12 protein-coding genes are annotated in these 12,690 nt (G+C 68.8%); 3 read left to right on the top strand and 9 right to left on the bottom strand.

The features are described from left to right. Window positions 1–705 (bottom strand): SDR family oxidoreductase, encoded by a 705-nt coding sequence (locus tag SSMG_RS02800; RefSeq protein WP_009072577.1) that lies wholly within the window; start codon window positions 703–705, stop codon window positions 1–3. 102 nt (window positions 706–807) lie between these two features. On the opposite strand from SSMG_RS02800, the gene SSMG_RS02795 reads away from it, so the two are divergent. Beyond that, on the top strand, window positions 808–1,362 hold the full coding sequence (locus SSMG_RS02795; protein WP_037712358.1) for a TetR/AcrR family transcriptional regulator: 555 nt from the start codon (window positions 808–810) through the stop codon (window positions 1,360–1,362). On the opposite strand, the gene SSMG_RS02790 is transcribed toward SSMG_RS02795, so the two are convergent. Beyond that, window positions 1,359–2,567, bottom strand: a complete 1,209-nt coding sequence (locus tag SSMG_RS02790; RefSeq protein ID WP_037712357.1) for an MFS transporter — start codon at window positions 2,565–2,567, stop codon at window positions 1,359–1,361. The genes SSMG_RS02795 and SSMG_RS02790 overlap by 4 nt on opposite strands. 110 nt (window positions 2,568–2,677) lie before the next feature. Next, on the bottom strand, window positions 2,678–3,769 hold the full coding sequence (locus tag SSMG_RS02785) for an adenosine deaminase (protein WP_009072571.1): 1,092 nt from the start codon (window positions 3,767–3,769) through the stop codon (window positions 2,678–2,680). A gap of 211 nt (window positions 3,770–3,980) precedes the next feature. Here SSMG_RS02785 and SSMG_RS02780 point away from each other — a divergent pair, with 211 nt between their 5' ends. Together SSMG_RS02780 and SSMG_RS45195 are read left to right on the top strand one after the other, a co-directional pair. Beyond that, a complete protein-coding gene (locus tag SSMG_RS02780) occupies window positions 3,981–5,075 on the top strand; it encodes a hypothetical protein (protein WP_009072569.1) in 1,095 nt (364 codons plus the stop codon). Window positions 5,076–5,087: 12 nt separating this feature from the next. Then, on the top strand, window positions 5,088–5,234 hold the full coding sequence (locus SSMG_RS45195; RefSeq protein ID WP_158687982.1) for a hypothetical protein: 147 nt from the start codon (window positions 5,088–5,090) through the stop codon (window positions 5,232–5,234). Window positions 5,235–5,483: 249 nt separating this feature from the next. On the opposite strand, the gene SSMG_RS02775 is transcribed toward SSMG_RS45195, so the two are convergent. From SSMG_RS02775 to SSMG_RS02750, 6 genes are all read right to left on the bottom strand, one after another. Continuing rightward, on the bottom strand, window positions 5,484–6,758 hold the full coding sequence (locus SSMG_RS02775) for a thymidine phosphorylase (protein ID WP_009072567.1): 1,275 nt from the start codon (window positions 6,756–6,758) through the stop codon (window positions 5,484–5,486). Beyond that, the gene (locus tag SSMG_RS02770; protein WP_009072565.1) at window positions 6,755–7,144 is read right to left on the bottom strand and encodes a cytidine deaminase; all 390 of its coding nucleotides are present in this window, start codon (window positions 7,142–7,144) and stop codon (window positions 6,755–6,757) included. Before SSMG_RS02770 ends, SSMG_RS02775 begins: the two co-directional genes overlap by 4 nt. Beyond that, window positions 7,144–8,427 carry an ABC transporter permease gene (locus SSMG_RS02765; protein ID WP_009072563.1) on the bottom strand — a complete coding sequence of 428 codons (1,284 nt, stop codon included), beginning with the start codon at window positions 8,425–8,427 and terminating at the stop codon, window positions 7,144–7,146. The genes SSMG_RS02770 and SSMG_RS02765 overlap by 1 nt, the downstream gene beginning before the upstream one ends. After that, window positions 8,424–9,521 carry an ABC transporter permease gene (locus SSMG_RS02760; RefSeq protein WP_009072561.1) on the bottom strand — a complete coding sequence of 366 codons (1,098 nt, stop codon included), beginning with the start codon at window positions 9,519–9,521 and terminating at the stop codon, window positions 8,424–8,426. Before SSMG_RS02760 ends, SSMG_RS02765 begins: the two co-directional genes overlap by 4 nt. Further along, on the bottom strand, window positions 9,518–11,083 hold the full coding sequence (locus SSMG_RS02755) for an ABC transporter ATP-binding protein (protein WP_037712355.1): 1,566 nt from the start codon (window positions 11,081–11,083) through the stop codon (window positions 9,518–9,520). The genes SSMG_RS02760 and SSMG_RS02755 overlap by 4 nt, the downstream gene beginning before the upstream one ends. 80 nt (window positions 11,084–11,163) lie before the next feature. Further along, the gene (locus SSMG_RS02750) at window positions 11,164–12,306 is read right to left on the bottom strand and encodes a BMP family protein (RefSeq protein WP_037712353.1); all 1,143 of its coding nucleotides are present in this window, start codon (window positions 12,304–12,306) and stop codon (window positions 11,164–11,166) included. Window positions 12,307–12,690 lie beyond the last annotated feature (384 nt).

The raw sequence follows: 12,690 nt of genomic DNA, 5'->3' as shown, positions 1-12,690 counted from the left end.
CTAGAGGGCGTCGAACACGCTCTCGGCCGGGTCCCCGGCGGAGAACATCTTCCAGGCGACGCCGGCGATCGCATCCGGATTCAGGGTGTGACCGCCAGCGTCGCCGTATTTTTCCCGCTGCGACACGACCATCCGGTGGATGTCGCCGCGTTCGACCAGTCCGCCGATGATGAGGCTGCCCGCGTACACGCCGGTCCCGGCCAGCCTCTCGTGCAGCGTCCGCGCGTAGTTCCGCAGCGCCGCTGACGACACCGCGAGCGCGCCGAGCGCGGGCATCGGCCGCACCGCGCTGAGCCCGCCGGCGAACAGGAATCCGCCGCGGCCGCGCTCCAGCATGCCCGGCAGCAGGGTGCCGACCACCTCGACCGCCGGATACACCCAGCTCATCGCCTTCTCGACGGCATCGACGGTCGCGTCGGTGATGTCCGTGGGCATGCTGTCCGGTTCGATCGCGGCCGGGCCGTAGTAGGCGACGTCGATGCGGCCGAACCGTTCGGCGATCTGGTCGAGCGTCGCTCCGATTCCATTCCGGACGTCGCCGACGAACGCTTCCGCGTTGTCGAGTTCGGCCAGGTAGGCGGGATGCCGCTCAGCGGAACGCGAAACGAGCGCGATTTGGTACCCCTCGTCGGCGAACCGGCGGGCCATCGACATCCCGAGGCCGGGTCCGATTCCGAGCACGACAGCGGTCGGTCGGGTGGTCATGGCGTGGTTCCTTCCCCAGAGATAAACCGAGGGTGCCCTCGACTTCGTTCGCCAAGCTACCACAAAAACTGAGGACACCCTCGACTTTGTACGATGGGACCCATGGCCACCGGATCGAAGCCGTTGCGCGCGGACGCCGCCCGCAACCGCGACAAGCTGCTGGCCGCCGCGACGCGCGCGTTCGGCGAGCACGGCCTCGACGCGCCGCTGGAGCAGATCGCCCGCAGCGCCGGGGTCAGCATCGGCACGCTGTACGCGCACTTCCCGACCCGCGAAGCCTTCGTCGACGCGATCCTGCCCGCACAGCTCGCCGCGTTGGACGAGCTGGCGACGCAGGCGCTGGCGGAACCGGACCCGTGGCAGGGCTTCACCGGATTCCTCGACGGGCTGTTCGCGTTGCAGGCCAAGGACCACGGCCTCAGCGACGCGCTTGCCCGGCGGTTGCCGCTGAGCCCCACCGTGCTGGAGGCGTGCCGCGCCGGTTTCGAGCACGCCGCGCGAATCATCGACCGGGCAAAGGAATCCGGTCAGCTGCGCGCCGATTTCGAACCCGCGGACCTCGCCCCGCTGGTCTCCGCGATGTCGGCCTTGATCCGCGAATCACCCGAAACCTGGCGACGGCACCTGGCGTTCTTTCTCGACGGCGTGCGCGCTTAGTCCTTTTCGGACTCCGCGCGAACCGGAACCAAACCGATTGCCAGCAGCGGGAAAATCGCCGCCACGCAGTACGCCAGCGCGTACCGGCTGTCCCCGATCACCAAGCCCAGCAACGGCGGCGTCGCCGACGCGGCGATGTTCTGCGCGGTGTTCTGCGTCCCCATCGCGCGGCCGGACCACGCGACCCCGGCGAGCTCGGCCGACGCCGTGAAGCCGAGGCCGTTGTCCGCCACCGTGATCACCGCCGCCAGCACCAGCGCGGCCAGCACCAGCCACAGCCAAGTCGCGTCGCCGAGCGCGACCAGCAGCATCACGACGACACTGGCGACCGCGAGCTGCCGCATCGGCCGCAACCGGCTGCCGACCCGGTCCGACCAGTATCCGGACGCCAGCCGTCCGAGCGCGCCGAGCACCTGAGCCACCGCGACGAACACCCCGGCCTGCGCGGCGGTCCACTGATGCTGCGACACCAGATACACCGGCGCGAACGCGGACACGGCGAACTGCGGCACCACCAACAGCGCGCTCGCGCCGTGCACTCGCCACAGCCACGGCTTGCGATACGGCGACGGCGGCCGCTCCCCCTTCGCCGCGCGCGGCGGCCGCGGCGGGTCGATGACGAACACCGCCACCAGCAGCGCCACGCCGACCGCGAGCGCGGCCGGAAGCAGCATCGCCGCCTGGAACCCCCACTGCGCGGCCAGCGGCGGCAGCCCGAGCGCGGCCACTCCGACGCCCAGCGGCTGCGCCGTCTGCCGGATGCCCATCGCGACGCCGCGCTCGGATTTCGCGAACCAGCCCATCACGACCCGGCCGCTCGCCGCGTTCACCGAAGCTGTGCACGCACCGGCTACCAGAAACACTCCAAAGAGAAGTCCAACCGGGTGGTGCCACAGGGCGGCGTACACGAGGAGTAACCCCGAAACACCCAGGCCCAGCGCCATGATCAGGCGCTCTCCGTAACGGTCCGCAGCCGCGCCCCAGGCGATGAGCGTCAGCAGCAGGCCGATGCTCGGGGCCGCGACGACCGTGCCCGCCTGCGCCAGCGTCAGGCGGTCGGCCTCGCGCATGGCGGGCACGAGAAACGGCAGCCCGTAAAGGAAAGAGCAGCTGGCGGTCTGCGCGGCGAGGCCGAGCGCGAGGATCAGCCACCGTCGTGAGCTGCCTTTTTGCCGCACCTGCTCCCCGGTCTCGACCTGCGCCATTCCGTTCACCGTCTCACTATTTGAGAAATATGTCTTACATAGTGAACGATAGTTGGCATGGCTAACGAACGCAACCGCCTTTCCGGGCGGCCGCGGGCGGGAGCCGGGAATCAGCCGAGCGCCGCGTACCCGGGTTTGACGACCTTCTCGATCAGCTCGAGCCGCTCGTCGAAATCGAGGAACGCGGATTTCATGGCGTTGATCGTGAACCAGCGGAAGTCGTCGAGGCCGGAGCCGAACGTCTCGGCCAGCGCGGCGAATTCACTGGTCATCGTGCAGCCGCTCATCAGCCGGTTGTCGGTGTTGACGGTGACGCGGAAGCGCAGCCGGGCGAGCAGTCCGATGGGGTGCTCGGCCAGCGACGGCACGGTTCCCGTCTGGACATTCGACGAGGGGCAGATTTCCAGCGGGATCCGCCGGTCCCGGACGTAGGAGGCCAACCGTCCAAGGTGGACATTTCCGTCGGCGTCGGTGGCGATGTCGTCGATGATCCGCACGCCGTGCCCGAGCCGTTCCGCACCGCAGTACTGGATTGCCTCGCCGATCGACGGAAGGCCGAACGCTTCGCCGGCATGAATAGTGAAGTGCGCATTGTTCCGGCGCAAATAGTCGAATGCGTCCAGATTGCGAGTGGGCGGGAATCCGTCTTCCGGTCCGGCGATGTCGAATCCGGCCACCCCGGCGTCGCGGTAGCGCACCGCCAGTTCGGCGATCTCGAGCGCGCGGGCGTGCTGGCGCATCCCGCACAACAGGGTCCGCACCCGGATCCGGCCGCCGCCCGCGGCTACCCTCCGCATCCCCTCGGCGAAACCCTCCTGGACAGCCTCAACCACTGCATCGAGTGACAGCCCGCGTTCCACGAACAGCTCCGGCGCGTACCGCAGCTCGGCGTAGGCCACGCCGTCCGCGGCCAGGTCCTCGACCGCTTCCGCGGCAACCCTGACCAGCGCTTCCTCGGTCTGCATCACGCCACACGTATGGGCGAACGTTTCGAGGTACGACACGAGGGAACCGGAGTCCGCCGCGGCGCGGAACCAGCGGCCCAGCTCGTCCGGATCCGTCGCGGGAAGGTCCCGGTAGCCGAGATCCTCGGCGAGTTCGGCGACCGTGGCGGGCCGCAAGCCGCCGTCGAGATGGTCGTGGAGCAGGACCTTGGGCGCGCGGCGCAGGATCTCCGCGCTCAGCGGGGTTACGTCCGACATGCTCCAACGGTAGCCTCGCTGTCATTCCCCTACCTGGCCGTAACCGAGAGCACCGGAACAACCCTCTGCTCAGCACTGTGCGCAAGGAATCGGCCATCCGGGTGGCACGGTCGTTATCCGCGTTCCCCGGGGGCCATACGCACAGCAATTTTCTTCATCGATAAGCTCGGGTCAGTCCCTTCCATTTTCCCCGCCGACGAAGGACACCGCAGTGACCACTGACAACCACATTGCCGCTCCGTCGTTCGACCGGATGCGCAACATGCTGGTGCGCGCGGCCGAGGTTCGTGAGAGCGAGCAGCAGCAGATCTTCGACGCGCTCGACGACATCTACGCCCGGCTCGCGCCGGTGGACTCCCTGGGCGCGGTGCGCAAGCGGCTGTCGGAACTGCCGGACCGGACCGAGGTCGGGGTGCTGGCGGAACGCCTCGACGAGGCGATGACGCGGCTGGAGTCGCAGGACAACGCGATCGCCGCGCTCACGCACGCGGTGGAGAGCATCGTCGACAAGCTGGCGAAGCCCTTCGCCCAGCTCGACGGACGCCTCGACGGCGTGGCGGCGCGGTTCGAGGGCGTCGCGGGCCGGATGGACGGGCTCGAGGACAAGCTGCAGAACATCCACCGCCGGCTCGACGAGCTGGGCGGGCACCTGGACAAGCAGGACGCGAAGCTGGAGTCGCTGCCGCAGGCCACGCAGGGCCCGATCCGCGACCGGATCGAGATGGCCGAGACGTCGCTGCGCGAGCGGATCGAGACGACGGACCAGGAACTGCGCTCGCGCGTCGACGAACTCGACCGCGCGACGAAGGAACGCATCGCCACCGCGACCGACGCGCTGAAGAGCGCGGTCTCCGACACCGGGGAGATGATCGACCCGGCCGCCCGGCTCGACGCGGTGGGCACGAAGCTCGAAACGATCACCCAGCGTCTCGACGACCTGTCCAGCCGCATCGACAAGGTCGAAGACGACGTCACCGGACGCATCGGCGACCTGGACGGCTCGGTCCGCAGCGGTTTGTCGAAGGTCGAAGGCACGCTGTCGAAGCAGCCGGACACCGACGCGGTGGACTCGCTGGTGCGCCGCAGCAACGACGAGTCGGTGCGCCGCATCGGCGGACAGCTGGACGAAGCGATGGCGACCTTCGCGGAGCTGATGCTCGGCGGCGGGCCGGCGGTGCAGCAGATCGCCCCGCCGCCGCCCGCCCCGCGCCAGCCGCGCCGCGCCAGCTCGCGCAACGGCCGGTCGCCCAAGGCCGCGGACGCGAAGGCCAAGGCCGGTGGCGACTCGGACGAGTCGACCGACTGAGAGCGTTGAACGATGAAGCCCCCGTCCGGGACCCGGATGGGGGCTTCGTCGTCTCACCGCCGCCAGCCGCACGGCGTCACCGACTCGCACTTCCCCACCGTGGCCAGAGAATGCGACACCCGCTACGACCTGAAGACCATGCGCCTCGGCCAAACCTGAGCCGAAGCCCGCCCCCGAGACCCGGACCGAAGCCCGCTCCTCCGAAACCCGGACCGAAGCCCACCCCCGCCCTCCTCTGGGGGGCTGCCCATGCCCATTCTACCGGCGCTACCCGACGAACCCGGCGAGGAGAGCGCGCCGAGGCCGATTGCTCCACAACCCGGGACAGGTGTGGACAACCAGGCGTGAGAAGCAAGAACGAAGCCCCCGCCCAAACTCTGGGCAGGGGCTTCGTCGCTTCGAACCGGGTCAGGGCCGAACTGTCTCCAGCACGATCCCCCGCGCAACGGGAGCCTCCGCGCCCACCGAGAACCCGCCCTCCAAAGCAGCGAGAGCAGCGGGCACCGCGTCCGGAGTGTCCGTGTGCAGTTCCAGCAACGGCTCCCCCGCCACCACCGCATCCCCCGGCTTCGCGTGGCACAAGATCCCCGCCGCGGCCTGCACCGGGTCTTCCTTCCGCGCCCGGCCGGCCCCGAGTCGCCAAGCCGCGACGCCGACCGCGTAGGCGTCCAGCGAAGTCAGCACCCCCGAAGCAGGCGCCTCGACCACATGCACATGAGCAGGACGCGGCAAGGCGGCCGCAGGATCCCCACCCTGGGCGGTGATCATCCGAGCCCACACTTCGTAAGCCTCGCCAGACGCGAGCACCTCGGCCGGATCCACCGAAATCCCTGCCAAAGCAAGCATTTCCCGCGCCAACGCCACCGTCAACGAGACCACGTCCGAAGGACCACCACCGCGGAGAACCTCAACCGCCTCGGCGACCTCGACCGCATTCCCGACCGCCCGTCCGAGCGGCGTGCTCATGTCGGTGATCAACGCCGTGCAAGCCACGCCGTGCGCAGTGCCGATGTCCACGAGCGTCCGCGCCAGCAGCTGCGCCTCCGGCACGGTCTTCATGAACGCCCCGGAGCCAGCCTTCACATCCAGCACGAGGCCCGAAGCACCTTCGGCGATCTTCTTGCTCATGATCGAGCTGGCGATCAACGGCACCGACTCGACCGTCGACGTGACGTCCCGCAGCGCGTACAGCTTCTTGTCCGCCGGAGCCAGCCCCTCAGTCGCCGCGCAGACCACCGCGCCGACCGAGTTGAGCTGCGCTGCGATTTCGTCCAGAGACAGGGCCGCACGCCACCCGGGGATCGACTCGAGTTTGTCCAGCGTCCCACCGGTGTGGCCGAGTCCGCGACCGGACAGCTGCGGCACCGCGGCACCGCACGCGGCGACGAGCGGAGCCAGCGGCAAGGTGATCTTGTCGCCGACCCCGCCGGTCGAGTGCTTGTCCACGGTCGGGCGCGCGACGTCCAGCGACAGCCGCGAGCCCGAGTCGATCATCGCGCCCGTCCAGCGCGCGATCTCGCCCTCGTCCATGCCACGCAGGAAAATCGCCATGGCCAGCGCGGCCATCTGTTCTTCGGCGACCACTCCGTGGGTGTAGGCGTCGACGACCCAGTCGATCTGTTCGTCACTCAGCCGTCCGCCGTCGCGTTTGGTCCGAATGACGTCTACCGCAGTGAAAGTCACGGCAGATCCTCCGGCCCGAACGCGTCCGGAAGCACCTCCGACATCGGCAGCACCCCGCGCGGAGTGTCGACCAGGCAAGAAGAACCGCCGAGTTCGAACAGAATCTGGCGGCACCGTCCACATGGCATCAACAGCTCACCCGCGCCACTACGGCAAGCCACCGCGACCAAACGGCCACCGCCGGACAGTCGCAATTGTCCGGCCATTGTGCACTCAGCGCACAAACCCAAGCCGTACGAAGCGTTTTCGACGTTGCACCCGGTCACCTGCCGGCCATCGTCCACAATAGCCGCGACGCCGACGTGCAGTCCCGAGTAAGGCGCGTAAGCGTGCGAAGCAGCCGAAACCGCGGCCGCGCGCAAAGCTTCCCAGTCCACTTCGGACATCAGTCGCCCTCCCCTCGACGGTACTGCGCACCGTCCGCCTTGGGCGGCCGAAGTCGTTGCGACGCAACGGCTAGCACGATCAGCGTCACGAAATGCGCGGTGTACGGGATCAAGTCGCTCGGCAGCGTGTCGTTGGTCCAGTAGATCGCGTACAGAATCCCCGCGCCGACGACGCCCAGCGCGGCCGCGAGCCAGCGCTTCCGGATCAGCTGCACGATCACGATGATCGCCAGCAGGATCACCGCGCCGTACAGCAGCGCCAGCACCGCGTCGCCGCCGCCGGCGAGCTGCAGACCGTCGGAGTACCCGAACAGCGCGGCGCCGCCGAGCAGCCCGCCCGGCCGCCAGTTGCCGAAGATCATCGCGGCCAGACCGATGTACCCTCGGCCGTTGGTCTGGTTCTCCAGGTAGTCCGCGCCGCCCTTGAGCAGCACCAGCGACGCGCCGCCCATGCCGGCGAAACCGCCGGAGATCAGCACGCCGACGTACTTGTACCGGTACACGTTCACGCCGAGCGACTCCGCCGCGACCGGGTTCTCGCCGCACGAACGCAGCCGCAGGCCGAACCGCGTGCGCCAGAGAATCCAGTAGCTGACCGGGATCAGCACGATCGCGATCATGGTCAGCGGCGCGACCCCGGTCACCAGCCCGCGCAGAATGCCCGCGACGTCAGACAATCCGACACGCTGCTGGTTTTCCAGCGAGCCCAGCCAGTCCGACAATCCGGCCGCCGAATAGGTGTCGAACTTCGGCACCGGCGGCGACTGGCGAGGGTTTCCCGACAGCGGCTCGAAAATCAGGTTCGCCAGATACTTCGCGACGCCGAGCCCGAGCAGGTTGATCGCGACGCCGGAGACGATGTGGTTGACGTTGAACGTCACCGTCGCCACCGCGTGCAGCAGCCCGCCGAGCGCGCCGAAACCGATCGCGGCCAGCAGGCCGACCCACGCGCCGCCGTAATACGCACCCCAGGCCGCGCCCCAGGTGCCGAGGATCATCATGCCTTCGAGGCCGATGTTGATCACGCCCACGCGCTCGGCCCACAGCCCGCCCAGCGCGCACAGCAGGATCGGCAGCGCCAGCCGCAGCGCGGTCGACGCGGTGTTGCTGGACGTCAGCGCCGAAACACCGGTCGCGTACGACGCGGTCGACATGACCGCGATCGCGACCACGGCCCAGATCACGCCGCGCAGCCAGCCGGGGACCCGCGGCCGCTTGCGCTTGACCGGCATCGGCGTCCCGGACTCCGGCCCCGGCCGGGAGAACTCCGTCGTGGTGGTCACACCGCACCGCCTTCCGCGACCGAGGCGCCCTTGCGGCCGTTGCCGGCGAGCGCCCTGCCCACCCTGCGCTGTTCCGCGGCGAGGTCGGCCCGGCGCACGATCTCGTACGCCACGACGACCGAGAGCACGATGATGCCCTGCATGATCGTCGCGATCTCCTTGGACACGTTGATCTGCTCCAGCGACACCGCGGAGGTGTCCAGGAACGCCCACAGCAGCGCGCCGAACGCGATGCCGCCGGGGTGGTTGCGGCCGAGCAGCGCGACCGCGATGCCGGTGAAGCCGTACATCTGGGTCGCGGTGATGCCGTAGCTGTAGTCGCGGCCGAGCAGTTCCGGCATGGCGACCAGACCGGCCACCGCACCGGAGAGCAGCATCGCGATGAGCGTCATCTTCTTCGCGCTCACACCGCCGGCCGCGGCGGCCGTCGCGGACTCGCCGCTCGCCTTCAGCTCGAAGCCGAACCGGGTGCGGTTCAGCATGAACCAGTACGCGCCGCCGATCACGATCGCGATGAACACGAACCCGAACAGCGTGCCCGACCCGACCGGGATGCCCGGGATCCGGCCGGACGGCGCGATCACCCTGGTCCCGATGTTGTTGCCGGTCTGCACGCCGAACTGGTCGGCGTTGATGAGGAACGCGATGATGCCGGCGACGATCGAGTTCAGCATGATCGTCGAGATGACCTCGCTGACGCCGCGGGTCACCTTCAGCACGGCCGGGATCGTCGCGTACAGCGCGCCGGAAACGATGGCCACCAGCAGGATCACGATGGTGTGGATGACCGGCGGCAGCTGCAGCGCCCCGCCGATGATCGCGGCGACCACCGCGGCGAACCGGTACTGACCCTCGACGCCGATGTTGAACAGGTTCATCTGGAACCCGATCGCCACGGCGAGACCGGACAGGTAGTACACCGTCGCGAGGTTCACCGTGTCGACCGCGGTCGAGCCCTTGAACAGCTGGCCGATCATCGTCCCGTACGCCTGCAACGGGTCGGCGCCGGAGATGACGAGCGCGATCGCGGACAGGAGCACCGCGAACGCGATCGCGAGCAGAGGCGGCAGCAGCCGCGTGTGCCACGAACTCATGAGTCTTCACCTTCTTCGGCGCCGGTCATGGCGGAACCGAGTTCCTGCGGGGTGACGGTGGCCGGGTTCGCCTCGCTCACGAGCCGACCGCGCAGCATCACGCGAATGGTGTCGGACAACCCGATCAGCTCGTCGAGGTCCGCGGAGATCAGCAGCACGGCGAGACCGTCGGCACGCGCCTGGCGGATCTGTTCCCAGATCAGCGCCTGGGCGCCGACGTCGACGCCGCGCGTCGGGTGCGAAGCGATCAGCAGCACCGGATTGCCGGACAGCTCGCGGCCGACGATCAGCTTCTGCTGGTTCCCGCCGGACAGCGCGGCGGCCGGAACGTCGATGCCGGGCGTGCGGACGTCGTACTCGCGCACGATCCGCTCGGTGTCCTCGCGCGCGCCCGCGATGTTGAGCAGTTGCCCGCCGGACACCGGTTCCCGCGTCTGGTACCCGAGAATCCGGTTGACCCACAACGGTTGCGTGAGCAGGAGGCTGTGCCGCGTGCGGTCCTCGGCGATGTAGCCGATGCCCGCCTCGCGCCGGGCGAGCGTGCCCAGCTTGACCAGGTCGCGCGTCTCGCCGTCCGGCGGCGTCAGCTCGATGTGGCCGCCGCTCGCCTTGCGCATCCCCATGATCGTTTCGACCAGTTCGGTCTGGCCGTTGCCCTCGACGCCCGCGATGCCGAGCACCTCGCCCGCGTGCACGGTGAAGGAGATGTGGTCCAGCACGTTGCGCTCGGAGCCCTCGGCGGACAGCCGCAGTTCGCGTACCTGCAGGACCTCGCGGTCGGTCACCGTCGACTCGCGCGTCTCCGGGCTCGGCAGCTCCGAACCGACCATCATCTCGGCCAGTTCGCGGCTGGTGATCTTCTTCGGGTCCGCGGTGCCGACCGTGGTGCCGCGCCGGATCACGGTGACCGTGTCGGCGATCGCGCGCACCTCGTCCAGCTTGTGCGAGATGAAGAGGAACGTGTACCCGTCGGCCTGCATCTCGCGGACGGTCGCGAAGAGCGCGTCCACTTCCTGCGGCACGAGCACGGCGGTCGGCTCGTCCAGAATGATGATTTTCGCGCCGCGGTAAAGGACTTTGACGATCTCGACGCGCTGGCGGTCGGCGACGCCGAGTTCCTCCAGCAGCGCGTCCGGCTTCGCGTGCAGCCCGGTCCGCTTCGCCAGTTCCTGCAGCCGCGTCCGCGCCGCGCGGCCGATGCCGTGCAGCGATTCCGCGCCGAGGAACACGTTTTCCGCGACGGTCAGGTTGTCGGCGAGCATGAAGTGCTGGTGCACCATGCCGATCCCGGCGCGGATGGCGTCCTGCGGGTTGCGCAGTCTCACCTCGGCGCCGTTGATCGCGATGCTGCCCTCGTCGGGCTGCTGCATCCCGTACAGGATCTTCATCAGGGTCGACTTGCCCGCGCCGTTCTCGCCGCACAGCGCGTGCACCTCGCCCGCCGCGACGGTGAGGTTGACGTCGGAGTTCGCGACGACACCGGGGAACCGCTTGGTGATCCCGGTCAGCTGGACGGCCGGCACGCCCCGGTCGGGGACGGCTTCGGCCTCGATCTCGGTCATCGGAGGGGACATCCCGTTCTGTCGGAAACGCGTGAGGGCTCGGAAGGAAGATCCTTCCGAGCCCTGCCGCGTCGTGAGCGTTACTTGGCCGGCTTGTCCGAGACCTTGATGGCGCCGGAGACGATCTGGGCCTTGTACCCGTCCAGCACGTCCTTGATGTCGTCGACCTTGCCGCCCGAAGTGGAGTAGCCGACACCGTCGGACTTCAGGTCGAAACGCTTCGGCACCGTGCTCAGGTCGCCCTTCGCGACGGCCTGCAGGTACTCGAAGACCGCGACGTCGACGCGCTTGATCATCGAGGTGATGATGATGTCCTTGTCGGCGGCGACAGTCTTCTGGTTGTACTGGTCGGAGTCGACGCCGATGGCCAGCGCGTTGTTCTGCTTGGCCGCGTCGAACACGCCCTTGCCGGAGGCGCCGGCGGCGTGGTAGACGACGTCCGCGCCGCGCGAGATCTCCGCGGCCGCCTTCGCGTTGCCCTTCGGCGGGTCCTGGAAGCCGGAGAAGTCGCCGGCCGGCGTCAGGTACTCGTCCTCGATCTTGATCTTGCTCGAAACGGCCTTCGCGCCCTGCAGGAAGCCCGCCTCGAACTTCTGGATCAGCGGGGTGTTCACGCCGCCGACGAAGCCGACGTGGCACTTCTTGCTCTTGTACGCGGCGGCGACGCCGGCCAGGAACGAGCCCTGCTCCTCGGCGAACACCAGCGGCGTGACGTTCGGCAGGGTGATCGAGTCGTCGTCGACGATCGCGAACTTGGTGTTCGGGTACTTGGCGGCGACGGCCTTGACCGACTGCGCGTAGGCGAATCCGACCGCGACGATCGGGTTCAGGCCCTGCTGCGCCATCTGCTCGAGCCGCTGCTGCTTGGCGGCTTCGCTTTCGCTCGCGCTCGCGGTGCTCTCGTTGACGGTCGGGACGCCCAATTCGGACTTCGCCCGGTCGGTGCCCGCGGCGGCCGCGTCGTTGAAGGAAGCGTCACCGCGACCGCCGACGTCGAAGGCCAGGCCGACCTTGAGCTTGCTGCCGTCGACCTTGCCCGAGGCGGCGCTGCTGCTCGTGGCGGCGGCAGGCGCGGCGGGCGGCTTCGGGGCGGTGATGCAGTTCGAGCCCGCATTGCCGTCCGAACCGGACGCGTTGTTGTTGCTTCCCCCGGTGTCCTTCGCGCACCCGGCCAGTGCAAGCACCCCAGCCATGGTCGCGGCGGCCAGCGCGGTTCCACGCATGCGACGCAACGTGTGTCTCCCTCCCCGCTGATCCAGCGGACGATCCAGGAACGGCCCGGTCACGGTCGCCGGGCTCAACTGGCAGACCGTACCCAACCGCCGGGTAACCGCCATAGGAAAGGCACGCTACGTAACACAAACGTTTACTCGGAGGTCTGATCCGCGACCATTCCGGCGCCGACCGTGATCAACACCCTCCGCCCCGCCCGCCGCCGTCACGCACCGTGGCGCCCTTTTCGTCCGAGGAAGGTCCGTGAAGGACTCCTCGAGGGAATCTGATTCCCGGAAGGAGTCCTTCACGGCCAGCTCAGACGTGCGCCAGACCACACGACCGAGTGGTCTGGCGTGGTCACCGGTGTCTGGTCTGTCACAGAGAGGAACCCG

This window comes from Streptomyces sp. AA4, from assembly GCF_000158875.1.
In the GTDB taxonomy this organism is placed as follows: Bacteria; Actinomycetota; Actinomycetes; order Mycobacteriales; family Pseudonocardiaceae; genus Amycolatopsis.
The sequence above is the reverse complement of the archived record's forward strand: the minus strand, read 5'-3'. Positions and strand labels throughout refer to the sequence as shown.